This is a genomic window from Janthinobacterium foliorum (genome assembly GCF_978021625.1).
On sequence record NZ_CDXDQE010000002.1, the window covers coordinates 89,574 to 115,608 of the forward strand.

The window sequence follows — 26,035 nt, forward strand, 5'->3', positions numbered from 1 at the left end:
TGCGCCCTTACGGCTTGGCCGGCGCCGCGTAATGCAGCTTGAGCACCAGGCCATTGTGGTCGTCGGCCAGGTAGATGTCGCCATCCTGGCCCTGCTTGACGTCCACGGGGGCGCCGCGGCCCTGCTTGCCCTTGCGCTCCCAGTTGCCGATCAGCTCGACGGACTTGCCCAGCGGGGCGCCAGCCTTGTCGGGCAGCAGCGCCACCAGGCGGTGGCCGTTGCCGCGGTAGCCGTGGTAGCCGATGATCAGGCTGTTCTTGTACGGCTCGGGGAAGCGGCTGGCCGTGTAGAAAGTCATGCCCAGGGGCGCGGCGTGGCCGGGCAGCAGGCGCTGCGGCGCCACGTATTTGGCGGCGCAGGCCGTCTTCGGGTATTCGGGGCTGGCGACATTGTCGTCGTAGCAGTACGGCCAGCCGTAGTGCTGGTCGGCCTTGATCAGGTTGAGTTCTTCGTGCGGCAGGTTTTCATCGCTTTTCAGCTGCGGCATGGCCGCCTGGATGGCGTCGCGCGCATTTTCCGCCTGCCACAGCTCGCCCGTCGACGGGTGGAAGGCCAGCGCCATCGAATTGCGCAAGCCGCGGGCATGCGTGCGCCAGCCCGTCACCGTGCCGGCCGGCCAGGCCATCTTGTATTCGCGGATGGCGCCCAGCGCTTCCGGGCCTTCCGCCGAGGCGCACGGTTTGGATGGGTCGGGCGCCTTGCCATCGTTTTCGCAGTGGTCGGTGCTGGAACCGACGTTCACGTACAGGTCGCCCCTGGGGCTGAAGCGCATGGTGCTCAGCAGGTGCAGGCCCAGTCCCGGCAAGGCCGGCGTTTTGGCCGTGCCGCCGATGATGTCCGTGGTGGCGCGGGCCGGATCGCGCAAGTCGAAGCGGAAGATGCGCCCCACTTCGCCCACATAGACCATGCCGTCCGGGCCCTGCACGATGCCGTTCGGGCGATCGAGCTTGTCGAGCAGCAGCTTGCGCTCATAGCCGGCGCCGGCGGCCTTGCGCTGCAACAGCCATAATTTGCCCTGCTTCGGCGTCCATCCCGCCATGTCCGTGACGAGGATGTCGCCATTCGTCAGCGGCAGCACGCCACGCGGGAACTTCAGGCCGTCGGCCAGCACGGCCACGCAAAAGCCGGGCGGCGTGGCGACGTCGAGGCGGGGCATGCCGTCGCACTGGGCGCCTTGCGCGGCCATGGCGGGCGCCAGCGCGCCGGACAGGCAGGCGGCCAGCGCGCCTGCGATCATCTTCTTGGTCATTGTGGGCTCATTCCATCAAGGGTAGTCGGGGCAGCACGGCGCGCGCGCTGGCACTGGTGTGCGCCGCCACGTCGGCCAGTGCCAGGCCGCGCAATTCGGCCAGCACGGCGCCGATGCGCGGCAATGCTTCGGGGCTGTTGCGGCCAGGGTGTATCCAGGCCGGGGAAATATCGGGCGCATCCGTCTCCAGCACGATGGCCTCCAAAGGCAATTCCGTGGCCATGCGGCGTATCTGCAAGGCGCGCGTAAAGGTCATGGCGCCGCCGAAGCCCAGCTTGAAACCCAGGTCGATATAGCCCTGCGCCTGCTGGAAGCTGCCGTTGAAGGCATGCGCGATGCCGCCGTTCGGGCGGATCTGGCGCGCGTGCTTGAGGACGATGTCCTGCGAGCGGCGCACGTGGGTGAGCACCGGCAGGTCGAAGTCGCGGGCGATCTTCAGCTGCTCGCGCAAAAAATGCTCCTGCCTGGCGCGCATGGCCGGTTCGCACAGCATGGGGATGAAGAAATCGAGGCCGATCTCGCCGATGGCCACAAAATTCGGGTCGGCCATCGCCACTTCCACGGCGGCGCGCAGCGCCAATAAATCGTCCTCGGTGGCATGCGGCACGTAGATCGGATGGATGCCCAGCGCGTAGCAAGCGTTGGGCGCCGCAGCCGCCAGCTCGCGCACGATGGCGAAATTGGCCCGTTCGACGGCGGGGATGACGATCATGGCCACGCCCTGCCCGGCTGCCCGCGCCGCCACCTGCAGCGATTCGCTGCCGAATTCATGCGCGTCGAGGTGGCAATGCGTATCGGTCCACAGCATGGCGGCTCCTTGGTATTGCTCAGTATTGATAAGGCTGCAGCCCTTCATCCGTCAGGCGCAGCACGCGGTCGCAGCGCCTGGCCAGCTCGATATCGTGCGTGACGATGACGAAGGCAGTGCCCAGGGTGCGCGACAATTCCAGCATCAGGTCGAAGATCTGTTCGGCCGTGGCGTGATCGAGGTTGCCCGTCGGTTCATCGGCCAGCACGCAGGCGGGCTGCGTGACGAGGGCGCGGGCCAGCGCCACGCGCTGGCGTTCGCCACCGGACAGTTCGCCCGGCGTGTGCGTGACACGCTTGGCCAGGTTCACGCGCGCGAGGATTTGCTGCGCCAGCTCGGTGGCCGGCGCGCGCTTCATGCGGCGTATCATCAGCGGCATGGCGACGTTGTCCAGCGCGGAAAACTCGGGCAGCAGGTGGTGGAACTGGTAGACGAAACCCAGCGAGGCATTGCGCAAGTCGCCGCGCGCCTTTTCGCTGAGGGTGGCGAAGTCCTTGCCCAGCAGGGCCACCTTGCCGCTGGTGGGCGTATCGAGGCCGCCCAGCAGGTGCAGCAGGGTCGATTTGCCCGAGCCGGAAGCGCCGACGATGGCGACCCGCTCGCCGCGGTGGATGTCGATGTCGATGCCCGCCAGGACCTGCACCTTGTAGCTGCCCTGCGTGAAAGTCTTGCCCAGGCCGCGGCAGGAAAGCACGGCGGAATCAGCGGAAGCGCCGTTGGAAGCGGGTTTGTTCAGATCGGTCATGGTCATAGTCAGTGGATTATTCATAGCGCAGGGCTTCCGCAGGCTTCACGCGGGCGGCCCACCAGCTCGGGTACAAGGTTGCCAAAAAGGCGAGGATCACGGCCAGCACGCCGATCTTGGTGACGTCTGGCCAGCGCAGGTCGGACGGCACGGTGCTGATGAAATAGATATCCTTGGAGAGGAACTGCACGCCCAGCAGGTGCTCGATGAAGGGCACGATGACATCGATGTTCATGGCCACCAGCACGCCGCCGCCCACGCCCAGGATGGTACCCAGGATGCCCACCAGCGCGCCCTGGATCATGAAAATCTTCATGATGGAGCCGGGCGAGGCGCCCAGGGTGCGCAAAATCGCGATATCGGCCTGTTTGTCCGTCACCGTCATCACCAAGGTCGAGACGAGATTGAACGCGGCCACGGCGATGATCAGGGTCAGGATGATGAACATCATGCGCTTTTCCGTCTGCACGGCGGCAAACCAGTTGGCATTGAGCTGGGACCAGTCGCGCAGCCACAAGTCGCCGGGCATGCTCTTTTTCAGTTGCGCCGCCACTTGCGGCGCCTGGTTCATGTCGGCCAGGCGCAGGCGCAGACCGGACGGTCCGTCGATGCGCAGCAGGCGCTGGCCGTCTTCGATATTGATGAAGGCCAGGCCCGCGTCGAATTCATTGTGGCCCGCCTGGAAAATGCCGCTGACGGTGAAGCTGCGCATGCGCGGCAGCACGCCGGCCGGCGTGACCTGGCCCTGGGCCAGCATCAGCGTGACTTTTTCGCCGAGGTTGACGCGCAGGGCGCGCGCCAGCTCGATGCCCAGCACGATATTGAAGGTGCCCGGCTGCAGGGCCTTGAAGCTGCCCATGCGCGTCTGGCCGGCGATGTCGGACACGTTCGGCTCTTCCTCGGGCAGCACGCCGCGCACGATGGCCGGGCGCAGCGCATCGTCGCGCAGCAGCATGCCCTGCGTTTCGACGAACGGCGCGGCGCCTTTCACGGCCGGATTCTTGAACGCCTGCGCCGCCTCGGCGCGCCAGTCGGGCATGCTGCCGCTGTTGTCGAACACTTCCACGTGGGCCAGCACGGACAGCATGCGGTCCGTCACTTCCTTCTGGAAGCCGTTCATCACGGACAGCACGACGATCAGCGCGGCCACGCCCAGGCCGATGCCGGCCATGGAAATGAGCGAGATGAAGGAGATAAAACTGTTGCGGCCACTGCGCTTGCCGGCCCGCGTGTAGCGCAGGCCGACCAGCCATTCGAAGGGAATATTTTTTAACATGCTCATTAATTCATTAATTCTCTGGGGTCAGACCCGATGGGTCTGACCCCGGCAGTTTGTTGATCAGCCAATGACTCATACCGCAGCAAAAGGCTGGGGTCAGACCCGACGGGTCCGACCCCGGTACACAAGCCAACTATTCATACCGCAGCGCCTCGGCCGGCTTGACGCGCGCGGCGCGCCAGCTCGGATAGATGGTTGCCACCAGCGCCAGGCCAAAGGCGATCAGGCCGATCTGCGCCACGTCCAGCCAGTGCACGTCCGACGGCACGGCGCTGATCTGGTAGATTTCCTTGGAAATGAAGTGCAGGCCGAAGATGCCTTCGATGAAAGGCACGATGACGCCCACGTTCAGCGCCAGCAGCACGCCGCCAATCACGCCCAGCGCGCTGCCCAGCAATCCCACCAGCGCGCCCTGGATCATGAAGATCTTCATGATGGAGAACGGCGAGGCGCCCAGTGTGCGCAAGATGGCGATGTCCGCCTGCTTGTCGGTGACGGACATCACCAGGGTCGAGACCAGGTTGAACGCGGCCACGGCGATGATCATGCTGAGGATGATGAACATCATGTTCTTCTGGCTTTGCACCAGCGCATACCAGCTGGCGCTGGCGCGCGACCAGTCGCGCATCCACAGCTGGCCCGGCATCGACGCCTTCAGTTCGCGCGCCACCTGCGGCGCCTGGTTCATGTCGTGCAGCCGCAGGCGCAGGCCGGACGGGCCATCGAGCTGCAGCAGCTGCTCGGCATCCGCCATGTTGACGAAAGCCAGGCTGCCATCGAGTTCATTGTGCCCCGCCTCGAAGATGCCGGCGACCTTGAGCGCGCGCATGCGCGGCATGACGATGCCGTTGGCGGGGTCGCCCGCCTTCGGCTCGCGTTCCAGCATCAGGGTCACGTTCTGGCCAACCTGCACGCCCAGCGCCTTGGCCAGGTCGATGCCCAGCACGATATTGTAGGAACCGGGGGTCAGCGCATTGAAGCTGCCCTGCTTCATCTGGCCCGCCACGCTGGAGACGGTGGCTTCCTGCTGCGGCAGCACGCCGCGCACGACGGACGGACGCATGGTTTCGTCGTTGAGCAGCATGCCCTGAGTTTCCACGAACGGCGACACGGCTTTCACCTGCGGGTTGGCGTAGGCGGCGCGCTCCTGCGCCTGCCAGTTCGGCATCGAGCCGCTGGTGTCGAACACCTCGACATGCGCCAGCACCGACATCAGGCGGTCGGTGACTTCCTTCTGGAAGCCGTTCATGACGGAGAGGACGACGATCAGGGCGGCCACGCCCAGGCCGATGCCGGCCACGGAAATGAGGGAAATGAAGGAAATGAAGCTATTGCGCCCGCTGCGTTTCCCGGCGCGCGTATAGCGCACGCCGACCTGCCACTCAAAAGGAAATTGTTTGATGATGCCCATGCGCTCCCGCGACAACGATGATATGCGAGCGCGCAGTGTGCCACACAATGGGCATTTCATGCATCAACTCTGCGTGAAACAGCGCACGCCGGCCCTATTTTGCCTCCTGCGTCAGGCCGAAGGCCCGCAACAGCTGGCCCGCCAGCGCATATTGCCGCATCTGCGCCAGGGTCAGGCGATGCAGCTGGTCGATGCGCCGCTGCTGTATCGTGAAATACGTGTCGCGCGTCTGGATGATCTGCTGCAGGTTGCGCCGGCCCGCCTCGTACTGGATGGTGCCGCCGCGCACGACGAAGGCCATCTTCCTTTCCTGCTCGTCGAGCAGGGCCAGGGTGCGCTGCGCATTGGCGATGCGCGGCAGCATGCTGGCCAGGTCGGCGCGCGTGCCCTGTTCCGCGCGCGCCACGTCCGCGTCGGCCGCCTGGGCGCGGCTGATGCTCTCGTCGCGCTGCGCCAGGCTGCCGCCGCCGAGCGGGAATTCCCAGCTCACGCCCACCGACCAGCCCCGCTGCTGGATGGTCGATGGCGGCGGCGTGGTCTTGTTATTTAAAAGATGGCTGACATTCAGGTCCACCTTGGGCGCCAGGGTGGCCGCCACGCCGCGCACGCGCAGCTGGGCCGCCGCCGCCCGCTCGCGCGCGGCGCGCAACTGCGCCTGCTGCGTATCGGCGTTTTCCAGCGCTTGCGCCGACAGCGGCGCAAAGGCGAAATCGGCAAACTGCGCCACCGGCTCGAAGGCCAGCGCTTCGAGCTTGATGCGCGCCGCCTGCTGGTCCGTCAGCAAGCCGTCCTGCACCAGCTCCGCGTCCAGCTGCGAACTTTGCGCCAGTTCGCGGTCCACCTCCGACGATTTTCCCAGCTCCGTCTGGCGCGTCACCTGCTGCACCAGCTGCGTCACGTCGCGCAAGCGCTCCTGCGATTGCAGCAGGCTGCGTTCCAGCCGCTGCATGTCGAAATACGCCTCGGCCAGCTTTTCCGCGCTTTCCGCCCGGGCCCGCTCCACGTCGAAGGCGGCACCTGCCATCTCGCGCTCGGCCGCATCGAGTTCGGCGCGGTCGGCGCCGCCGTTGTAGACATTCCAGCGCACGCTCGCTTCCACCTGGTGCGTACGGCGTTCCACGTCCAGGGTGCCATCGAGGTCGTTGCTGCGCCCCCGCGTCGCCTGCAATCCCGCATTCGGGAACAGGCGCGAGCGGGCCTGCCTGTAGCGCGCCTCGGTGGTGGCCAGCGCCGCCTGCGCCGCCGCCACCTGCGGATCGCGGGGCACGGCGCGCGCCAGCAGGGCCGGCAAGCCGCGCATGGCCTGCGCCTGGAAAGTGGCCGGCGGCGCGGCCTGCGCCCCCGCGTTGGCGCAGGCGAAGGCGATGCAGAGTAAAAAAGCGCGCATCACCGCTCCTGCAGGGAAGACTGCAAGCCGCGCAGCACGGGCTTGAACACATATTGCAGCACCGAGCGGCGCCCCGTCAGGATGCCCACATCGACGGGCATGCCGGGCGTGACGGGCAGCACCTTGCCGTGCGCCGTCAGCTGGCTGCGGTCGGTACTCAGCTGCACTTCGAAATACGGCTCGTTGCGCTCGTCGGGAATGGCGTCGGCGCCCACGCGCACCACCTGCGCCCGCATGCGGCCGTAGGTGGTGGCGTCGTACGCCAGCACATTGGCCGAGGCGCTCTGTCCCACGTGGATGAAACCGATATCGGACGGTTTCACGCGCACGGAGATCAGCACTTCCGAGTCGGCCGGCACGATTTCCAGGATCGGCTTGCCCGGCTGCGCCACGCCGCCCACGGTGGCCACCAGCACGCGGTTGACGACGCCGTCGACGGGCGCCGTGACGTCGCGCCGGCTGACCTGGTCCTGCTGGCCCTTCACCGTGCTGGCCAGGGCGCTCGCCTTGGTTTGGTATTCGCTGCGCTGGGCGCCCCACTGGCCGCGCATGCGCGCTTCCACCTCGCCCGCCTGCGCCTGCGCTTCGGCCAGCGTGGCCACCAGGCGCGGCACGGAGGCGCGCAGGCTGTCGAGCTCCGTGCGCTGCTGCTGCACGCGCTGCTGCGCATTCAGGTAGTCGCCGCGCGAACCGGCGCCCTCTTTGAACAGGCGCTCTTCGATCGACAGGCTTTCCAGGGCGATTTTCAAGCCCGTGTCCAGCTGGGCGATGCGGCTGTGGGCCTCGGCCAGCTCGCCGCGCCGGCGCGTCACGCCTTCGCGCGCGGCCGCCGTGGCGGAGGCGAATTCGCGCTGGCCGTCGCGCCACAGCTGCGTTTCCTTGGCGATCAGCTCGGGCGCCTCCTTCTGCCATTCCGGCGCAAACTGGGGCGTACTTCCGGACAGCAGCGCGTCGAGGCGCGCCCTGCCCGCCAGCGCGGCCAGACGATTCTGCACGCTGGCGCCCAGGTTGGCGTCATACTGGGCCGTGTCCAGGCGCAGCAGCAGGTCGCCGCGGCGCACGCGCTGGCCCGGCTTGACCAGCATCTCGCGCACGATGCCGCCTTCCAGGCTTTGCACTTCCTGCAGGTGCGATGGCGGCGTGATGGCGCCGCGGCCATTCACGGACACGTCGAGCTGGGCGAACATGGCCCAGGCCAGCACCAGCACCAGCAATGCGGCAATCAGGGCCAGCATGCGCAGGACGATGCGCTGCGGCTCCCTTTCCGGGTCCGGGTGGGCCGCCGGCAGCGGACGGGCGTTCAGGGCGCTCATGCCGCCGCTCCCTGTTCCACCGCGGGCCTGGCCGCCTGGCTGTTCAACACGCGCATGACCTCATCGCGCGGACCATCGGCGACGATGCGCCCCTTGTCGAAGACGATCAACCGGTCCACCAGCGCCAGCATGGCCATGCGGTGGGTGACCAGCACGATGGTCGTGTCCTTCAAGGTACGCAGGCGGGCGATCAGGCGCTGCTCCGTGGCCGGATCGAACATGCTGCTCGGTTCGTCGAGCAGCAGCATGGGCGGCTTCGCCAGCAGGGCGCGGGCCATGGCCACGGCCTGGCGCTGGCCGCCGGACAGGCGCTCGCCCCGCTCGCCCACCTCCGTCGCCACGCCGTTGGGCAGCTGGGTGATGATGTCGTCGAGGCAGGCCAGGCGAATGGCGTCGAGCAGGCTGGCGTCGTCGGGCTGGCTGCGTCCCAGCTCGATGTTTTCGCGCAGGGTGCCGTGGAACAGGGTCACGTCCTGCGGCACGTAGCCGATCTGGCGGCGCAGGCTCAAGGGTTCCAGCTGGGTGCTGGCCAGGTCGTCGAACAGCACGCTGCCGCTTTGCGGGCCATATTGGTTGAGCAGCAGGCGCAGCAGGGTGCTCTTGCCGGAACCGAGCTTGCCGATCACGCCCACCCGCTCGCCGGGGCGGATCTGCAGGTTGAGCTTATCGAGCAGCGGCGGCGCATTCGGGTAGGCAAAGCCGACGTCGCGGAACTCGATGCGCCCGGACAGCGGCGGCGCCTGCAGGCTGGCCGCATCGTCGTCCGTGGGCGCTTCCATGATTTTATTCAGTGCGTGATACGACAATTTGGTCTGCTCCCAGCGCATGATCAGGCCCGCGATCTGGCTCACGGGCGCCAGCGCGCGGCCCGTCAGCATGCTCACGGCGATGATCTGGCCCAGGGTCAGCAGGTGTTCGCCCATCAGCAAGGCGCCGGTGGCCACCACGGCCACGCCGGACAGCGCCAGCACGGCCGTGTTGATGTAATTGACCCTGCTGACGATTTCGCGCGTCTCGACGCTGTTGGCGGCGATGGCCACCGTCAGGCTTTCCCATTTGCGCCGGCTCCACGCCTCGGCGCCCAGCGCCTTGATGGTGTCGAGGCCATTCATGGTTTCAAACAGGTGCGCCGTGCGCTGCGCGCTTTCCTGCATCGAGGCGGCCACGTGGCGCGCCAGTGCCGCGCGCGAGGCAAAGGCGACCAGCAGCAGGATCGGGATGGCGGCCAGCGGCACCAGCACCAGCCAGCCGCCCACCAGGGCGATCACCAGCAGGAACAGCAGCAAAAAGGGCAAGTCGCCCAGGGTGGTGAGCGTGGTGGAGGCAAAGAATTCGCGCACGGATTCGAAATCGCGCACGGTATTGGCCAACGTGCCCCCGGAGGCGGGCCGGCTGGCCGCGCGCAGGCGCAGGCACTGGGCGAAGATGTTCGACGACAGGGCCACGTCCATGCGGCGCGAAGCCGTTTCCACCAGTTCGCCGCGCAGCAGGCGCAGGGCCAGTTCGAAGCCCGTCAGCACCACCACGGCGATGGTCAGCACCCACAGGCTGGCCGTGGCATTGTTCGGGATCACGCGGTCGTACACGGCCATCGCGTAGAACGGCACCAGCGCGCCGATGATGTTCAGCACCAGGGTGCCCAGCAAGGCCCAGCGGAAGATCCAGCGGTTGCGGTTGAAAACGTCCCAGAACCAGCGACCCGCCACCGGCATGCTGTAGAGCAAGCTGCGCTGGTCGAAGAACATCACGGGACGCACGGCCACCCAGCGCCCATCGGGCACTTCCTGCGCCAGCGCCGCCCCGTCGAGCCAGGAACTGCCGTCGATGCCAGGTACGTGGCATTCATATTTGCCATCGGCAAGCGCCAGCACCACCAGGACCCGGCCCGCGCCATTGATCAGCAAGGCGGGCATTTCCGTGGCGCGGCGCGGCTGGTCCGCCGGCAGCCAAGTAGCGGCCAGGGTGGCGTGCGCCAGCGCCTGGTCGAGGAAATCGGCGGCGGCCGGGTCGGCCTGTGCCGCCACGCTGGCGCGCAGGCGCTCGGCCTGCACTGGCACGCCAAAAAAGCGCGCCAGGAAGACGATGGCGTCGGCGATGGCAGCGGCATTGGCGGTCGAAGGCGCGGCCGATGCGTCGGCGGGGCCTTGGGCGGCGGCGGAAGGTGGCGTCATGATGGGCTCGATCCAGTCTCTGGCAGTGGCGAGTGGCAAAACAGCGGGACACCAGCGTCACGGCCGCGCTGCGACGACGTACAGAAACACTGCTTGCAGAAACATTGTGCCATAGTAATAACGACTGCTTGAAAATGTGTTGCGAAAAAGAAAAACTGCGGCGCGTCGTGACGGACGCACCGCAGCAAGAGTCACTACAGGGGGACGGCGACAGCCTTAGACTTGGCCAGCCTTGCGGCGGCGGGCCATGAAACCGAGCAGACCCAGGCCGGCGACCAGCATGGCCCAGGTTTGCGCTTCCGGCACCGGCGACACGCTGAGCAGGGTCTGCGAAGCGGGGTTGACGCTGGTCAGGCTCGTGTAGCTGTACAGGTTCTGGATGGCGCCATTGCCCATGGCCACGCCCAGCATGGTGTTCGCTTGCGCGACGACGGCGTTGCTCAGGCTTTTGAAGCGCAGGTCGCCCGTCAGCAGATTGGTGTTGTCATTGTTCAGCTCCCACAGGGCCAGCTGGAAAGCGGCGGCGCCGTTGGCATTGCTGGACGCGTTCGCCACCGATGAACTGTAATAGCCTTCATACAGGCGCTTGATGGCGTCGCTGGCGGCGAAGGTGCCGCTGCTGTAGCTGTTCGCGCCGCTGTTCAGGGCGACATGCGGGTCCAGGCAGAATGCCAGGAAGCTGTTGCTGTCGTAGCTGACTTGCCAAACGGAAGGCGTGATGGCATTGCCGCTGCCGAAGGCGCCGCCGGTTGCCGTGAACAGGGGCACGCCATAGAAATCGTCGACGGTCAGTTTGGAGCCGGCTGCCAGGGCGCTGCCGCTGGCCAGGGCAAAGGCGGCGGCCGCCAGGGTGCCGCGAACGATCAGGTGCATGGATTTTTTCATTGTGTTTCCCTAAATATTTATAGTAAGTATCGAAAGGCGCCGGCCCCCTGAGACAGGGGCCGGCAGCGGTGCCAGGCGCGGTTGCGGCCTGGTACGGGACCTCAGGCAGCCATTTCCTGGGGCTGGGTAATTGCGTGGGCCATGGCGCGGCGCAGGACTTCGGCCATGTCGCACTGGGCCTGGGCTTCCGCGGCCGGGGCGGCGGCTGGCGCGGCGGCGACGGTGGTCACCGTGCCATCCTGGCCCAGCACCACGTCGAGCGTGCTGTCGTCGCGCAGCAGATCGGCCATGCTGGGCAGGTGCACGCCGGCCTGGGCCGCATCCTTGGCATCGACGTTGAAATACACGTCCGTCATGTCGACCGTCTTGCCGTCGGCCAGGGTGGCGCTGCTGCGCTCCAGGTGCAAATTGCTGTTGGCGTCGAGGAAGGGCAGTTCCGTGTAGCTCACCGTCAGGCTGGCCACGCCGGCGTCGTGCAGGGACATCAGTTCGCCGTCGTCCGTCACGCCATTGCTGTTGGCGTCGCGCCAGATGCGCAATTCGGCGAAATGATCATCCTTCGCGTCGACCACGCCGTCGCCGTTCGAGTCATAGCTGGACAGCTTGGCAAAGCCCGTGCCCTTCTCGCTGCCGCCGAACAGTTCCGAGATGTTGTCGATCTTGCCATTGCCATTGCTGTCGATGGCCAGCAAGCCGTCCTGGGCCGAGACCCAGCCCGTCTGGATGGCGTTGCCCGTGCCCAGCAAATCGAAGCTGCCGTGGAAGTCGGCGCGGGCGATCGTGTGCACGCCGTCGCCGTTCAGGTCGATCACGATCGGCGTGATGGCTGCATCCCAGCTCATGTCGTTCTGGCCCGACGCCAGTTTCAGGATGTCCGTGTAGACCACGTTGGCCGTCGTGCCGTTGCTGTTGACATCCGAATCGATGTTGTCGTTCGTGCCCACGTTCTTCGCGCCCCAGCGCCACGTATCCATGGCGTAGCCCGCGTGGTACACGCCCGACTTGTCGAACTTGAGCGAATAGCTGCCCGGATCGAGGTTGCTGAACAGATAGTTGCCGTTGGCATTCGTGTACGTGGTGGCCAGCAGCACGCCGCTGCCCGAGTACAGCTGCACCTTGATGTTGGCGATGCCCGCCTCGTTGGCATCCTGCACGCCGTCATGGTCGGCGTCGCGCCAGACCTTGTCGCCCAGGCTGGCCTTGCGGTAGATACCCGCATCCCAGCTCATGTCGTTCTGGCCGGCAGCCAGGTTGATCAGCGACGAACGCCCCGTGCTGACATCGACGTCGGAATCCGTGGCGTCATTGCCGACATTCGCCTTGGTGTAATAGAAGCCCGATGGACGGATGACTTCCACCTTGTAGCTGCCGGCCGCCAGCTCGCTGAACAGGTAATTGCCGCTGGCATTCGTCGTCGTCGTGGCGATGACCTGGTTACTGGCATTGAGCAGGTTGACCTTCACGCCCGCCACGCCCAGTTCGCCTGCATCCTGCACGCCGTTGTAGTTCTTGTCTTCCCACACGCGGTCGCCGATGGACGCCGTGTTGAGTTTGACCAGGCCCGCATCCCAGTCCAGCTGCACGTCGCCCGATTTCAGCACGGCCATGGTGGTGGTGAGGCCGGTGGCCGGATTGACGTCGGAATCCGTGGCATAGCCGCCGATATCGGCCTTGGTGAAGCCATAGCCGGCCGGCGGCACGAAGCCCAGGTAATAGTTGCCTGGCACCAGGTTACTGAACAGATAGTTGCCGTTCGCATCCGTGGTAGCGCTGGCGACGATGGCGCCGTTGCCGTTGTACAGGTTGACTTTCACGCCGCCCACGCCCGTTTCGCCCGCATCCTGCGTGCCGTTGCCATTCGCATCAAACCACACGCGGTCGCCGATGGAAGCCGTCTTGTACAGGCCCGCGTCGAGATCCTTGTAGTTCTGGCCGGCGACGACCGTCACCTGGCCGCTGTTGCCGGCCCCGTTGATGTCGCTGTCGAGCGCATCGTTGCTGCCCGCATCCTTGACGGTGGTCAGGTAGCCGGCTGGCGCGACGACGGCGATCGAATAGGTGCCCGGATCGACGCTGAAGTTGTAATAGCCGGTGGCATCCGTCACGGTCGAGCCGATCACGCTGCCTGCCGCGTTTTTCAGCTGCACGGTGACGCCGCCAATGCCGGACTCGCCCGCATCCTGGATGCCGTTCGCGTTCGCGTCATGCCAGACCCGGTCGCCGAGGGTGGCCGGCAGGGCCACGATGCCGGCGTCCACGCTGTGGTTGCTGTCGCCCGAAGCGAGCAGCACTTGCGCCGTGCGGCCGTCCGCATTCACATCCGAATCGCGCTGGTCGTCGCCGCCCTGGTCCTGGCCCGTGAAGACATAGCCGGCCGGCAAGGTCGCTTTATCGAACTGCACGCTGTAGGCGCCCGGCTTCAGGTTGGTGAACAGGTAGTTGCCATTCGCGTCCGTCACCAGCGGGCTGCCGACGGGGTTGCCCGACGCATCGAGCAAGGTCACTTTCACGCCGGCAGCGCCCGCCTCGCCCGCGTCCTGCACGCCGTTCTTGTTGGTATCGAACCAGACGCGGTCGCCCAGCTCGGCCGTGCGGTACAGGCCCGCGTCCAGGGTCAGATTGGTCTCGCCCGGCGCCAGGGTGACGGGCGCCATCTTGCCGCTGGCATCGATATTGCTGTCCCTGGCCGTGTCGCTGCCCTGGTTGGCTGCCGTCGGCACATAGCCGGCCGGCGCCACCACGGTCACGGAATACGTGCCCGGATTGACGTCGAAATGGTAGCCGCCGCTGGCGTCCGTCGTGGTGGTGGCCACCACGTTGCCGGCAGTATCCTTGAGCTGCACCACCACGTTGGCGATGCCCGCCTCGCCCGCATCCTGCACGCCGTTGGCGTTCCTGTCTTCCCAGACGAAGTCGCCCAGGTGCGCCATCGGCACCTTGAAGGTCAGGTAATGAGGGACCAGGCTCAGGTCTTGCGCATTGCAGCCAGCCGTGCCGCCGTCATCGCGCACCTTGAAGCCGAGGTCGAAATCGCCCGCGACGGTCTGGCTGGGCACGAAGACCAGGTGGCCCGCGCGGATGTCGTCGATGGCGATTTCCGTGCCCACCGCGACGGCCACGCCGTTCAGCAAGACCTGGCCCGCCGTGGTGGTGTTGGTGATGACGACGGATTTGAAGCCATCGTGCTCGACGTCGTCATGGAAGCCGAAATCGCTTTCGCTCAGCACCACGCTGGCACCGTCGACCAGGGTGAAGGTCTTGTCGGCCGCATCGGGCGCGTCATTGACGGGATCGATGATGACTTGCAGGCTCAACTGGACGATATCGCCGTTGCCCTTGTCGATTGTCACCTCGATGGTGGAAAAGCTGCCGTTGTAGTTCGCGGCCCAGTCGCCGGGGCGCACATACACGGTATCGCTGTCGAGCAGGCCGAACAGCGGCGTATTCGTGTTCGACTCCGTATCGTCGGGCAGCAGCACATTGAAAGTCTTGATGTTCAGCTCGCCCTGCGCCGTATAGCCCGCTTGTATCAGCAGGTCGCGGATATCGAAATTCTTGTTGGTATCTTCGCAAACGTGGACCGTGGTCGACAAATTAAACGTAGTCATGCTGCCTCCTGACGGCGCGCCACGGTGGCAGCAGGAGTGGAAAGAGTCGAGGCCAGGGCGCAGTTAGCCAGGCCGTGCAAAGCGGCGAATGTATACATAGATGGGCTTCCAAGAAGAGACTTGTTAAAAAATGAAGCCGGCAGCATCTTGTATACAGTTTCTAGGGACACAGGAGCCAGACGACGCAACCACACAGCAGGGGGTGATTGTCTTTCTGATATTTAAGTTAGCGCAATTATATCGTCGATATTTTCAAATGCAAATTAATTTCCATCAATATTGATAGATTTTTTATATTAACGATGTATTTTTGACACTTGTCTTGTGGACTTGCAGCTGCGGAAATTGCATGCCCCCTACTCTGGGACGGCCACAATCGCCTACAATCTCGGGATGAATCAACTTACCCTCGTCTTGCCCTTCGCCCTGCCCAACGCCGAACTGGCTGCCGACCTGATCAAGGTCCTGCAAGCACCCGCCCTGGCCGCCCTGCTGTCGCGCACCTCCAGTTGCGAATTAGAAACTTTTGACAACGCCAACCGCCTGCTGCCCCACGAAGCGTGGCTCTCGCATGCACTGGGCCTGTCGCCGGCCGCCGATGGCGAGGCGGCACAAACGGCCTTTGCCGTGCAAGCCATGCGCGGCTACGGCCTGGCGCCCGAGCCGGGTGCCCGCTATTTCCTGCTGCACCCGGCCCACCTGGCCATTGCCCGCAGCCATATCAGCCTGGAAGACTTGCGCCAGCTCAATCTGAGCGAAGCGGACGGGCGCGCCCTGTTCGACATTGCGGCCCCGTATTTCGACGAGATCGGCCAGCCGCTGGCGTATGGCGACGCGGGCACCTGGTTCATGCGCGCCGACGCCTGGAGCGACTTGCAGTGCGCCACGCCGGACGGCGCCACCACGCAGGACCTGTCTGTCTGGATGCCCGAAGGCGAGCATGCGCGCGCCGCGCGGCGCCTGCAAAACGAAGTACAGATGCTGTGGCATGAGCACCCCGTCAATGGCGCGCGCGAAGAGCGCGGCGCCAAGCCCATCAATTCCTTCTGGATCTGGGGCGGCAGCCAGGCCGCGGCCAGCCCTGCCCGCTGCGCAGCCAGCCTGCACGTGGCAGATGCACCGGGCTGGCTGGCCGCGCTGGCGGAACCGGCACGGCGCCAGGCCAGTCCAAGCAGTGTGCTGGCCAACGAGGCGGACGCCATCGTCGTGCTGGACGGCTTGACGCAAGCGGCGCAGGCGCAGGAATGGGGCTTGTGGCTGCAACAGTTGCAGGCGCTGGAAGCGCACTGGTTCGCGCCCCTGCTGGCGGCCTTGAAAGAGGGCCGCCTGGGGCAGTTGCGCCTGGTGCTGAGCCACCGCGACGCCTGGCTCGATTGCACCACCAGCAAGCACGCGCAGCGCAAATTCTGGCGCGCCATTACCCTGAACAAGTTGAAAGCATCATGACCCGTACCCGCATCGCCACCCGTCCCTGCCCTTACCGCGAATCCGAATTGCTGCGCCAGGGCGGCATCCATCCCGTGCTGGCCCGGCTGTACGCGTCGCGCGGCCTGTCCGACGCGGCTGAACTGTCGATCGAAGCGAAGGACTTGATACCACCATCCGGCCTGCTGCACATCGGCGCGGCCGGCGTCTTCCTGGCTGACGCCATTGCCGCCAAGAAACGCATGGTCATCGTCGCCGACTACGATTGCGACGGCGCCACGGCCTGCGCCGTGGCCATACGCGGCTTGCGCGCCATGGGCGCCGACGTCGATTTCATCGTGCCCAACCGTTTTGAATACGGCTACGGCCTGACGCCGGAAATCGTCGCGCTCACGGCGCGCGAAAAGTCGCCCGACATCATCATCACCGTCGACAACGGCATCGCCAGCATCGACGGCGTGGCCGAGGCGAACCGGCGCGGCATCCAGGTGGTCGTCACGGACCACCATTTGCCGGCCCATACCCTGCCCGACGCGGCCGTCATCGTCAACCCGAACCAGCCCGCCTGCGGCTTCCCGTCAAAGCACCTGGCGGGCGTGGGCGTGGTGTTTTACGTGCTGCTGGCCCTGCGCGCGGAGCTGCGCCGCCGCGGCGTCTTCGATGCGCAAACGCAACCCAAGCTGGACAACCTGCTCGACCTGGTGGCACTGGGCACGGTGGCCGACGTCGTGCGCCTCGATACGAACAACCGCATCCTCGTCGCGCAAGGCTTGAAACGCATGCGCAAGGGCAATATGCATGCGGGCGTGGCCGCCCTGTTCCGCGTGGCGGGCCGCGAAGCGCGCAGCGCCACGCCGTTCGACCTGGGCTTCGCGCTGGGCCCGCGCCTGAATGCGGCCGGGCGCCTGCAAGACATGTCGCTGGGCATCGAATGCCTGATCACGGACGACGAAGGCCGCGCCTGGGCGCTGGCCCAGCAACTCAACGACATCAACCTGAAGCGGCGCGAAATCGAGGCGGAAATGCAGGATACGGCCCTGCTGCACCTCGACACGTTCGAGCCGGCCAACAGCAGCACCATCAGCGTCTTCGACGAGTCCTGGCACCAGGGCGTGATCGGCATCGTCGCCTCGCGCCTGAAGGAAAAGTTCTACCGCCCGACCATCACCTTCGCGCCCGGCGCGGACGGCTGGATCAAGGGTTCGGGCCGTTCGATCCCCGGCTTCCACCTGCGCGACGCGCTCGACCTTGTGTCGAAGCGGGCGCCCAGCCTGATCGACAAGTTCGGCGGCCACGCCATGGCGGCGGGACTCACCATCCGCGCCGACGCCTTCGACGCGTTTTCGCAGGCCTTCGAGGCCGTGGGCCAGGCCTGGCTCAGCGCCCAGCAGCTGGAGCGAGTGGTGGAAACGGACGGTCCGCTGGAAGACGCGTACTACACGACGGCCTTCATCGAACTGATGGATAGCCAGGTGTGGGGCCAGGGCTTCGCCCCGCCCGTCTTCTGCGATGAATTCCGCGTCGTCAGCCAGCGCATCCTGAAAGAGCGCCACCTGAAACTGCTGCTGGAAAAGAACGGCGTGCGCTTCGATGCCATCTGGTTCGGCCACACGGACGCCCTGGGCGAGCGCACGCGCGTGGCCTTCCGGCTCGATGCGAATGAATACAATGGCACGACCAAGGTGCAGTTGATGGTGGAGCACGCCGAACCTGTCTGATGGCGCCAGCCCAAACCTGCTGCGCGTCGCGCTTGGCGGCTGGCGATGCTCACCGTGCCCTGGCACGCTTGCGCTTCTCGGCCGCAAATCACTGCCGCTCGCTACGGTTTGGTCAGGCGCCGTGAGGTGCGTGGTCTTATTGCCGTGTCTCATGCTGACCTGGAATAATGTCGCAACAAGCCACCGCGGAGACTGGAACCGGCCTCCCCCACCTGAGAGGTATCCAGCACCATGTTGACCGGCCTGAACCACCTCACCCTCTCCGCGCGCGACCTGGCGCGCAGCATCGTCTTTTACCGCGACGCCTTGGGCCTGCGCCTGCATGCCCGCTGGAACGGGGGCGCGTACCTGTCGGCCGGAGAGCTGTGGCTGTGCCTGTCGCTGGATGGACAGGACACAGCCGCGCTGGCCAGCCCCGCCTACACGCATTACGCCTTTGCCATCGCGCCCTCCGACTTCGCCCCTTTTGCCGCCCGCCTGCGCGCGGCCGGCGTACCCGAATGGCAGCAAAACCGCAGCGCCGGCGATTCCCTGTATTTTCTCGACCCGGACGGCCACCGGCTGGAAGCCCATGCGGGCAGCCTGGCGCAGCGGCTGGCGGCGTGCCGCGCGGCGCCGTACCCGGGCATGATCTTCACGGACTGACAGCGACCATCGCCCCTAAATTCGTGAAATTCGTTAAATTCATTAAAAAACTAAAAATGCATTGCATTGTTGCAATGGGAGAACGCCGTTATGCTTCGATAACCCGCTGATAATCTTGCTTTTAAGACTTAATCAAGCGGACAAGATTGCCTGAGAAAATGGCAAAATATGCGACATTTTGATGCATTAATGAAAATATTGATTGAAAATAGTAAACACTTTATTTGGCAGATTCACTAGAATTGGCACTGCATCAGGTCATTCCACTGGTGCATCATCAGTTCTGAGGGCAAACCCGTCGAAAGGCGGGGACGCAAAGCCACCGGCCTACCGCGCGCAAGCGCCACGGCAGCGGGGCTGCCAATGCAGGGCCGGGTCCGCCAGCGCTCAGCGCCAGGTTCGATGCATTGTCGAGATGTGGCCCTCGCCCAACTCGGAGAATTTCGCCATGCCTGCATCCCTGTCACTTTCCGCACGCCATACCCGCCTGCTGCTGGGCACCGCCACCGCCATGCTGCTCGGCGCTTGCGGCCCCGGCCAGGAAACCGCTGCACCGCCAGCCATCCTCGCCACGGCCGCGACCGAATTCCAGGTCGAGGTGCCGGTCATCCCCGCCGCGGTCGGGGCGCTGGTGGCGCAGCCGATGTTCCACACGGCCCCGGCTCAGCTCGACGCGCCCGACGGGCGCGACAACGCCAACAGCAGTGGCTCGGCCCACTGGCGTCCGCATATGCAGCGCGTGCCGGGCGCCCTGGCGGGCATGGCCACGCGCCGCCTGACGGCGCAGAAAATCGCCGCAGCGGAGCTGGCGGCACAGGACATCGCGCCGCTGCAAGCCGGCGATGCGGGCGCCATCGTCACGCCCATGGCTGGCGGCAGCGTGGTGGCCACGTATTCGCCCGCCCAGATCCGCGCCGCCTACGATCTGCCGCCGCTGCCAGCGGCGGGCACGGCCCTGACGCCAGCCCAGGCCGCGCAGCTGGGCGCAGGGCAAACCATCTACATCGTCGACGCCATGCACGATCCGAACGTGGTGGCCGAACTGGCCGCCTTCAACCAGAAATTCGGCTTGCCCGGCTGCACCACCAAGGCCATCGCCACGAATGCCGCCCTGCCCTTGCCGCCAGCGCCGGCCGGCGGCTGCGAATTTTCCGTCGTCTACAACACGGCGTCGAGCACCATGACGGCCACCGCGCCCGCCTACAATTCGGGCTGGGCGATGGAAATCACGCTCGACGTGCAATGGGCGCACGCCACGGCGCCGCTGGCGCGCATCGTGCTGATCGAAGCGCCCGACGCCTCCCTCAACAGCCTGCTGGGCGCCGTGCGACTGGCCAACCAGATGGGGCCGGGCATCGTCTCGATGAGTTTTGGCGCCGCCGAAGGCAACTGGACGGCCTCCGTCGACAGCGCCTTCACGGGCAAGAACATGAGCTACCTGGCCGCCACGGGGGACTCGGGCAGCGGCGTCTCGTGGCCTTCCGTGTCGGGCAACGTGCTGGCCGTCGGCGGCACCACCCTCAGCTACAGCGGCAGCGGCGCGCGCAGCGAAACGGCCTGGTCCGGCACGGGCGGCGGCGTCAGCGCCTACACGGCGCTGCCCTCCTACCAGACCGGCAATATTGCCGGCCTGGGCAACCTGCTGCGGCGCAGCGTGGCCGACGTGGCCTTCAATGCCGACCCTGCGTCGGGCCAGTACGTGGCCGTGATGACGCCGGGCACCAGCGCCGCCAGCTGGTTCAGCGTGGGCGGCACCAGCCTGTCCACGCCGCAGTGGGCCGGCCTGCTTGCCATCGCCAATGCCAGCCGCGCGCTGCAGGCCAAGTCGGCGCTCGGCTTGCCGCATGGCATGCTGTACGGCCAGATCGCCGCCGTGCCTGGCACGTTTGCCAGCAGCTTTGCCGACATCACGCAAGGCAGCAACGGCACGTGCAGCGTGTGCACGGCCAGGATCGGCTATGACCCGCTGGGCGGCCTGGGCACGCCGAACGTGAAAAACCTGCTGGCCAACCTGGCCGGCACCCCGCCGGCGCCCATCGCACCCGTCGTCGCGCCCGCCAGCATCAGCGGCGCGGCCGGCAAGCCGCTGTCGTTCACCGTCTCGGCCAGCGCCGCCAATCCGCTCGGCTATGCCATGCTGGGCGCGCCAGTCGGCATGAGCATCGCCGCCACGGGCGTGGTCAGCTGGCCCGCTCCCGTCACCGGCACGTATGCCGTGACCATGGTGGCGCGGGACAGCGTCAGCGGCCTCAGTGGCCAGGCCGTGTACGCCATCAGCATCGCGCCGGTGGCGCCGCCCGTCGTCGCTGCCGGCGCCGTCACGGGCAAGGCCGGCACGGCGCTGTCATTCAATGTCGGCGTCACCGCCGCCAATCCCGTCAGCTACGCGCTGAGCGGCGCGCCCGCCGGCATGGCCATCAGCGGTACCGGGCTGGTGAGCTGGGCCGTGCCCGTGGCCGGCCTCTACGCCGTCACCGTCACGGCCACCGACAGCAAGACGGGCCTGAGCGGCAAAGGCGTCACCACGGTGGCGATCGCCGCCCCGCTGCCGCCCGTGGTGACGGCGGCCAGCATCAGCGGCAAGCCGGGCGTGGCCCTGTCGTTCGCCGTCACGGCAGTGGCGCCGAATTCCGTCACCTACAGCCTGGTGGGCGCGCCGGCGGGCATGGCCATCAGCGCCACCGGCGTCGTCAGCTGGGCCAGCCCCGTGCTGGGCACGTATAGCGTGACCGTCATCGCCAGGGATGGCAAGACGGGCCTCGCGGGCCAGGCCATCGCCACGGTGAGCATCGCCGCCGCCGGCCCGACGATCAGCGCCGCCGCCATGACGGGCGTGGCCGGCAAGGCCATGAGCGGCAGCATCGTCCTGACGGCACCGGGCGCCACCTCGCTGCGGGTATCGATCCTCGGCGCGCCGCTGGGCATGCAGTTTTCCATGACTGGCATGACGATCACCGCCAGCTGGCCCCTGCCGCTGGCCGGCAGCTATGCCTTGACTATCGTTGCGGTCGATAACAATGGCTTGACGGCGCAAATGAAGGTACCCGTCACCGTCACGGCGAGATAAGCCGGGAAGCCGTCCTGGCAACGGGGCGCACCAGTCGCAGGCACGGCTGGTGCGCCCCGTTTTTCGTGCGCGTCCCTTGCAGGCAATCCATAAAAAGAGTATATATAATCCATATACGGATTTTTATACAAGGAGATCGCATGAATCTCGCCTACGCCTACCCCAAGAGCCGCTTCGAGCCGGCCGTGCTCGTTGACCTGAACGCCAAGGCCGAGCGCGAGCGCTTGTCGCAGGCGGCGTTAAAAGGCTTCTTCAAGCTGGCCGCCGCCTGGAAGCTGCGCGACGACGATGCGCGCGAATTGCTGGGCGGCCTGTCCAGCAGCGCCTATTACGAGTGGAAGAAACACCCGGACCGCGTGCTGGAAGTGGACCGCATCACGCGCATTTCGTATTTGCTGGGCATCTACAAGGCCTTGCACATCCTGTACGGCGACAAGCTGGCCGATGAATGGGTCAGCCTGCCCAACAAGAACCCCATTTTCGGCGGGCGCACGCCCCTGTCGCAGATGCTGGCCGGCGGCTTGCTGGCCATGCAGACGGTGCGCAAGCTGCTCGATGCGCGCCGCGGAGGGCTGTGACCTTGCCGCCCGCCGCCCTGGAACCCCTGCCGCCGCTGGCCGCGCTGCGCCAGATCGACACCTGCCGCCTGATCCCGTCGCGCTTTGCCGACATGGAAGACTCCGTGCTGGCGCCGCTGGCCGAGGACGACGCCCACCTGCGCGAACTGTTTGACCTGGACAATGCGACGAACGCGCGCCTGGTGGCGGAATATGGCGGCGCGCCAGGCATAGGCGTGGACGAGCTGGTTTTTGGCGTGCCGCACTTCCGCATCATCAACGCCGCCTATACCTATGCCCGACCGGAAGGGGCGCGTTTCAACGATGGCGAGCGGGGCGCCTGGTATTGCGCCTTCGACATGAACACGGCGCTGGCCGAGATCATTTTTCATAAAACCGTGGAATACCAGGAAATCGACTATTTCGACGACAGCGTCAACTACCAGTCGCTGCTGGCCGATTTTTCCGCCAGCTTCCACGACCTGCGCGGCCAGCCCCGCTATGCGGCCTGCCTCGACCCGGCCAGCTACATCGTTTCGCAAGACCTGGCGGCCGTGCTGCTGGACGCGGGCTCCATGGGCGTGATCTTTCCCAGCGTGCGGCACGACGGCGGCACCAACCTGGCCTGCTTCCGCCCTGCCCTGGTCGGCAATGTTCGCAAAGGCGCCGCCTATCGGTTAACATGGCGGGGCACGCCGGCGCCGCGCGTGGAAATCCTGCCAGCTTAGCCGCGCGGCGCGGCACCCGACTCACCGAATATTGATATCTCGCATGCAAACCAATCCTGAAAAAGACACCGAACTGCGCCTCAAAGTCAACAGCGAAACGGCCCGCCTGGCCTGGAGCGAGCTGGAAAAGCATTTCGCCCAGGGCAACGTCGTCTGGGTCGCCAACGAGCTGGACCTGGTCGAAGTGGCCGTGCGCATCTCGCACGACGACAAGACCACCATCAGCCAATGGCTGGCCGATGGCAAGGTCGCCAAGGTCTCCGACCAGCAGGCGCTGGACTGGCAAGCGGCCGACGCGGCCTTATGGGCCGTCGTCGTCAGCCCGTTCATCCTGGTGCAGCAGGAAAAGCCGACGAAGCATTAATGCCCTCCCCCCAGATACGCCGCGATCACCTTCGGATCCGTCTTTAAACTTTCCGCCGGGCCGTGCACGGAAATGCTGCCGTTTTCCAGCACGTAGCCGTAATCGGCCACGTTCAGGGCAGCCGCGGCGAACTGCTCCACCAGCAGCATGGTCACGCCTTCCGCTTTTAATCGCGTGATGATGCGGAAGACTTCTTCCACCAGGATGGGCGCCAGGCCCATCGACGGTTCGTCCAGCAGGATCACTTCGGGATTGAGCATCACGGCGCGGGCCATGGCCAGCATCTGCTGCTCGCCGCCCGACAAGGTGCCGGCCAGCTGGTCGCGCCGCTCCTTCAGGCGGGGGAACAGTTCCATGGCCTTGTCCAGGTCGCCCTTGATGTCGCCTTTCGGGCGCGCCCGCGTAAAGCGGGGGAAGGCGCCCAGCAGCAGGTTGTCCGTCACCGACATCGAGGCGAACACGCGCCGCCCTTCCGGCGAATGGGCCAGGCCGGCGCGCGCGATCCGGTGCGAATCGAGGCCCGTGACGTCCTTGCCGCCCAGGGTCACGCTGCCCGACCTGGGTTTGAGCATGCCGGAAATGGCGCGCATGGTGGTGGTCTTGCCGGCGCCGTTCGAGCCGATCAGGGTCACCAGCTTGCCCTGCGGGACATCGAGCGAGATGCCGTGCAGGACTTCGACTTTGCCGTAGCCGGCGTGCAGATTATGGATCGATAACATGGTATCCCCGTCAGTGTGCAGGTGCGGTGGCGGCGTCGCTGCTGCCGCCCAGGTAGGCTTCGATCACTTTCGGATCGCTCTGGACAAGCGCGGGTGCGCCTTCGGCGATCTTCTGGCCGAAGTCCAGCACCGTCACCACGTCCGACAGCGCCATCACCACGTCCATGTGATGCTCGATCAGGATGATGGTGATGCCATGCTCGCGGATCTTGCGGATGATGGCCATCAGCTCCTTGATGTCGGGCGCCGTCAGGCCCGCCGCCGGCTCGTCGAGCAGCAGCAAGCGGGGGTTCAGGCCCAGCGCGCGGCCGATTTCCAGCAAGCGCTGTTTACCGTACGGCAGGTTGCGCGCCTCTTCGTCGGCCAGGTCGGCCAGTCCGACGAATTCGAGGATGCTGGCGGCCCGCTCGCGCGCCGCCTTTTCTTCGCGCTTGTAGCGGGGCGTGTGCAGCATCACGTCCAGCACGTTCGACTGGAAGGTGTTGTGCAAGCCGACCAGCACGTTTTCCGTCGCCGTCATCTCGCCGAACAGCTGCACGTTCTGGAAGGTGCGCGCCACGCCGCCCAGAGCGATCTCGGACGGCGTGCGCCCGGAAATGACGGCGCCGGCAAATTCCACCTTGCCCGCTGTCGGCTTGTAGATCCCCGTCAGCACGTTCATCATGGTGCTCTTGCCGGAGCCGTTCGGCCCGATCAAGCCATGCACGGAGCCTTGCGTGACGTTCAGGTCCACCTGGTTCAGCGCCTTCAGGCCGCCGAACTGCATCAGCGCCTGCTCCACGCGCAGCAGGGTGGCGCCCTGCGCGCCGCCTTCGGCATGGTGGAACGGCGCCACGCCGCTGGACGCCACCGCTTTCACGTGGCGGCGGCCCTTGCCCACAAAACTCATCAGGAAACCGACGATGCCGTCCTGCAGGTAGTACACGACGAACAGGGTCATCAGGCCGAAGATGGTCAGGCGCCAGTCGACCATGTTATCGAGCTTGTAGGAAAACGCGGCCAGGCCGATGGTGGCGACCAGCGGCACGATCACGCCGCGCACCGTGGAGCGTTTTTTCGCCAGCATGTAGGCCGAGCCGATCACGCCCAGCACGGCGGCGGCCACGGCGATCTTGCGGAACAGTTCGATGTCAGACAGCAGGCTGGGCAGCATGACAACGATCAGGGCGCCGATCAGCGCGCCCGAGCGCGTCTTGCGCCCGCCCATGATGACGGCCAGCAGGAACAGGATCGTCAGCTCGAAGTTGTAGGTATTGGGCGAAATATACTCTTCCGAATACGCATACAGGCTGCCGGCCAGTCCGGCGAAACCGGCGCTGATGACGAAGGCGTAGACCTTGTAGCGGTACACGGAGACGCCCATGCAGTCCGAGGCGATGGGGCTGTCGCGCAGCGCCTCGAAGGCGCGCCCCAGGTTCGATTTCAGGATGCGGTGCACGACGACGAGCGAAATGACCATCAGCGCGGCCACCATGTAGTAGTACTCCACTTCGCTCAATTTGTGGCCGAACAGCACGGGCTTGTGGATCTTGATGCCCATCGGGCCTTCCGTCAGGAAGCTCATCTCGTTGATGAGGATTTGCACGATGGTGCCGAAGGCCAGCGTCACCATGGCCAGGTAGGGACCCGTCACGCGCAGGGCCGGCAAGGCCAGGATGGCGCCGAACAGGGCCGCCCCCAGGATGCTGGCGGGGATGGCCAGCCAGAACGGCGCGCCCAGCTTGAATACCAGCACCCCCGTGGCGTACGAGCCGATGCCGAACAGGCCGGCGTGGCCCAGCGACACCTGCCCCGTGTAGCCGACGACGATGTCGAGGCCGAACAGCAGGATGGCGTAGATCAGGATGGTTTCGGCCAGGTGGATGTAATACGGATTCGGGATGACGACGGGGAACAGCGCGAGCACGGCCAGTCCCGCCGCGCTCAACGCCAGCATGGTGATTTTCTTGTTCATGT

Annotated in this window: 19 protein-coding genes and 1 riboswitch; of the genes, 7 read left to right on the forward strand and 12 right to left on the reverse strand. The window is 65.9% G+C overall.

What is annotated here, in order from left to right:
• Nucleotides 1–7: 7 nt before the first annotated feature.
• The 10 genes from ACZ92H_RS04895 to ACZ92H_RS04940 form a co-directional block, all read right to left on the reverse strand.
• A complete protein-coding gene (locus ACZ92H_RS04895; protein WP_465048526.1) occupies nt 8–1,249 on the reverse strand; it encodes a PQQ-dependent sugar dehydrogenase in 1,242 nt (413 codons plus the stop codon).
• Nucleotides 1,250–1,256: 7 nt separating this feature from the next.
• Nucleotides 1,257–2,054 (reverse strand): TatD family hydrolase, encoded by a 798-nt coding sequence (locus ACZ92H_RS04900; RefSeq protein WP_465048848.1) that lies wholly within the window; start codon nt 2,052–2,054, stop codon nt 1,257–1,259.
• Between the two features lie 22 nt (nt 2,055–2,076).
• On the reverse strand, nt 2,077–2,802 hold the full coding sequence (lolD, locus tag ACZ92H_RS04905) for a lipoprotein-releasing ABC transporter ATP-binding protein LolD (protein WP_465048527.1): 726 nt from the start codon (nt 2,800–2,802) through the stop codon (nt 2,077–2,079).
• Nucleotides 2,803–2,818: 16 nt separating this feature from the next.
• Nucleotides 2,819–4,084 (reverse strand): lipoprotein-releasing ABC transporter permease subunit, encoded by a 1,266-nt coding sequence (locus tag ACZ92H_RS04910; protein WP_465048528.1) that lies wholly within the window; start codon nt 4,082–4,084, stop codon nt 2,819–2,821.
• Between the two features lie 130 nt (nt 4,085–4,214).
• Complete coding sequence (locus ACZ92H_RS04915) at nt 4,215–5,492, reverse strand: lipoprotein-releasing ABC transporter permease subunit (protein WP_131375276.1); 1,278 nt, start codon at nt 5,490–5,492, stop codon at nt 4,215–4,217.
• Between the two features lie 94 nt (nt 5,493–5,586).
• Complete coding sequence (locus ACZ92H_RS04920) at nt 5,587–6,879, reverse strand: TolC family protein (RefSeq protein ID WP_465048529.1); 1,293 nt, start codon at nt 6,877–6,879, stop codon at nt 5,587–5,589.
• Nucleotides 6,879–8,192 carry an HlyD family type I secretion periplasmic adaptor subunit gene (locus ACZ92H_RS04925; protein WP_465048530.1) on the reverse strand — a complete coding sequence of 438 codons (1,314 nt, stop codon included), beginning with the start codon at nt 8,190–8,192 and terminating at the stop codon, nt 6,879–6,881. The genes ACZ92H_RS04920 and ACZ92H_RS04925 overlap by 1 nt, the downstream gene beginning before the upstream one ends.
• Nucleotides 8,189–10,363 carry a type I secretion system permease/ATPase gene (locus ACZ92H_RS04930; protein WP_465048531.1) on the reverse strand — a complete coding sequence of 725 codons (2,175 nt, stop codon included), beginning with the start codon at nt 10,361–10,363 and terminating at the stop codon, nt 8,189–8,191. The genes ACZ92H_RS04925 and ACZ92H_RS04930 overlap by 4 nt, the downstream gene beginning before the upstream one ends.
• A gap of 216 nt (nt 10,364–10,579) precedes the next feature.
• A complete protein-coding gene (locus ACZ92H_RS04935) occupies nt 10,580–11,236 on the reverse strand; it encodes a PEP-CTERM sorting domain-containing protein (protein ID WP_465048532.1) in 657 nt (218 codons plus the stop codon).
• A gap of 113 nt (nt 11,237–11,349) precedes the next feature.
• Entirely contained in the window at nt 11,350–14,856 is a 3,507-nt protein-coding gene (locus ACZ92H_RS04940; RefSeq protein WP_465048533.1) for an SdrD B-like domain-containing protein, read from the reverse strand.
• 393 nt (nt 14,857–15,249) lie between these two features.
• On the opposite strand from ACZ92H_RS04940, the gene ACZ92H_RS04945 reads away from it, so the two are divergent.
• The 7 genes from ACZ92H_RS04945 (at nt 15,250) to ACZ92H_RS04975 (ending at nt 23,360) form a co-directional block, all read left to right on the forward strand.
• Nucleotides 15,250–16,302, forward strand: coding sequence for a hypothetical protein (locus ACZ92H_RS04945; protein WP_465048534.1), 1,053 nt, complete (start codon nt 15,250–15,252; stop codon nt 16,300–16,302).
• Nucleotides 16,299–17,999: a single-stranded-DNA-specific exonuclease RecJ gene (recJ, locus tag ACZ92H_RS04950; protein ID WP_465048535.1), complete on the forward strand. Its 1,701-nt coding sequence runs from the start codon at nt 16,299–16,301 to the stop codon at nt 17,997–17,999. Before ACZ92H_RS04945 ends, recJ begins: the two co-directional genes overlap by 4 nt.
• Nucleotides 18,000–18,230: 231 nt before the next feature.
• Nucleotides 18,231–18,644 carry a fosfomycin resistance glutathione transferase gene (gene fos, locus ACZ92H_RS04955; RefSeq protein ID WP_465048536.1) on the forward strand — a complete coding sequence of 138 codons (414 nt, stop codon included), beginning with the start codon at nt 18,231–18,233 and terminating at the stop codon, nt 18,642–18,644.
• A gap of 278 nt (nt 18,645–18,922) precedes the next feature.
• Nucleotides 18,923–19,009, forward strand: a riboswitch (cyclic di-GMP riboswitch).
• A gap of 83 nt (nt 19,010–19,092) precedes the next feature.
• A complete protein-coding gene (locus ACZ92H_RS04960) occupies nt 19,093–21,711 on the forward strand; it encodes a putative Ig domain-containing protein (protein WP_465048537.1) in 2,619 nt (872 codons plus the stop codon).
• A gap of 140 nt (nt 21,712–21,851) precedes the next feature.
• On the forward strand, nt 21,852–22,289 hold the full coding sequence (locus ACZ92H_RS04965) for an MbcA/ParS/Xre antitoxin family protein (protein ID WP_046682984.1): 438 nt from the start codon (nt 21,852–21,854) through the stop codon (nt 22,287–22,289).
• Complete coding sequence (locus ACZ92H_RS04970; protein WP_465048539.1) at nt 22,286–22,996, forward strand: RES family NAD+ phosphorylase; 711 nt, start codon at nt 22,286–22,288, stop codon at nt 22,994–22,996. The genes ACZ92H_RS04965 and ACZ92H_RS04970 overlap by 4 nt, the downstream gene beginning before the upstream one ends.
• A gap of 43 nt (nt 22,997–23,039) precedes the next feature.
• Nucleotides 23,040–23,360 (forward strand): DUF2288 domain-containing protein, encoded by a 321-nt coding sequence (locus tag ACZ92H_RS04975; protein WP_131375258.1) that lies wholly within the window; start codon nt 23,040–23,042, stop codon nt 23,358–23,360.
• Here ACZ92H_RS04975 and ACZ92H_RS04980 read toward each other — a convergent pair.
• Together ACZ92H_RS04980 and ACZ92H_RS04985 are read right to left on the reverse strand one after the other, a co-directional pair.
• Entirely contained in the window at nt 23,357–24,079 is a 723-nt protein-coding gene (locus tag ACZ92H_RS04980) for an ABC transporter ATP-binding protein (RefSeq protein ID WP_131375256.1), read from the reverse strand. The genes ACZ92H_RS04975 and ACZ92H_RS04980 overlap by 4 nt on opposite strands.
• 10 nt (nt 24,080–24,089) lie before the next feature.
• Nucleotides 24,090–26,033, reverse strand: coding sequence for a branched-chain amino acid ABC transporter ATP-binding protein/permease (locus tag ACZ92H_RS04985; protein ID WP_131375254.1), 1,944 nt, complete (start codon nt 26,031–26,033; stop codon nt 24,090–24,092).
• Nucleotides 26,034–26,035: the final 2 nt, after the last annotated feature.

Excerpts from the sequence above, each read along its gene's own strand:
- recJ (WP_465048535.1), top strand. The coding sequence starts at position 16,299 with ATGACCCGTACCCGCATCGCCACCCGTCCCTGCCCTTACCGCGAATCC.
- lolD (WP_465048527.1), bottom strand. The coding sequence starts at position 2,802 with ATGACCGATCTGAACAAACCCGCTTCCAACGGCGCTTCCGCTGATTCC.
- ACZ92H_RS04965 (WP_046682984.1), top strand. The coding sequence starts at position 21,852 with ATGAATCTCGCCTACGCCTACCCCAAGAGCCGCTTCGAGCCGGCCGTG.
- ACZ92H_RS04895 (WP_465048526.1), bottom strand. The coding sequence starts at position 1,249 with ATGACCAAGAAGATGATCGCAGGCGCGCTGGCCGCCTGCCTGTCCGGC.
- fos (WP_465048536.1), top strand. The coding sequence starts at position 18,231 with ATGTTGACCGGCCTGAACCACCTCACCCTCTCCGCGCGCGACCTGGCG.
- ACZ92H_RS04940 (WP_465048533.1), bottom strand. The coding sequence starts at position 14,856 with ATGACTACGTTTAATTTGTCGACCACGGTCCACGTTTGCGAAGATACC.
- ACZ92H_RS04930 (WP_465048531.1), bottom strand. The coding sequence starts at position 10,363 with ATGACGCCACCTTCCGCCGCCGCCCAAGGCCCCGCCGACGCATCGGCC.
- ACZ92H_RS04915 (WP_131375276.1), bottom strand. The coding sequence starts at position 5,492 with ATGGGCATCATCAAACAATTTCCTTTTGAGTGGCAGGTCGGCGTGCGC.
- ACZ92H_RS04920 (WP_465048529.1), bottom strand. The coding sequence starts at position 6,879 with ATGCGCGCTTTTTTACTCTGCATCGCCTTCGCCTGCGCCAACGCGGGG.
- ACZ92H_RS04910 (WP_465048528.1), bottom strand. The coding sequence starts at position 4,084 with ATGAGCATGTTAAAAAATATTCCCTTCGAATGGCTGGTCGGCCTGCGC.
- ACZ92H_RS04975 (WP_131375258.1), top strand. The coding sequence starts at position 23,040 with ATGCAAACCAATCCTGAAAAAGACACCGAACTGCGCCTCAAAGTCAAC.
- ACZ92H_RS04935 (WP_465048532.1), bottom strand. The coding sequence starts at position 11,236 with ATGCACCTGATCGTTCGCGGCACCCTGGCGGCCGCCGCCTTTGCCCTG.
- ACZ92H_RS04960 (WP_465048537.1), top strand. The coding sequence starts at position 19,093 with ATGCCTGCATCCCTGTCACTTTCCGCACGCCATACCCGCCTGCTGCTG.
- ACZ92H_RS04945 (WP_465048534.1), top strand. The coding sequence starts at position 15,250 with ATGAATCAACTTACCCTCGTCTTGCCCTTCGCCCTGCCCAACGCCGAA.
- ACZ92H_RS04985 (WP_131375254.1), bottom strand. The coding sequence starts at position 26,033 with ATGAACAAGAAAATCACCATGCTGGCGTTGAGCGCGGCGGGACTGGCC.
- ACZ92H_RS04980 (WP_131375256.1), bottom strand. The coding sequence starts at position 24,079 with ATGTTATCGATCCATAATCTGCACGCCGGCTACGGCAAAGTCGAAGTC.
- ACZ92H_RS04925 (WP_465048530.1), bottom strand. The coding sequence starts at position 8,192 with ATGAGCGCCCTGAACGCCCGTCCGCTGCCGGCGGCCCACCCGGACCCG.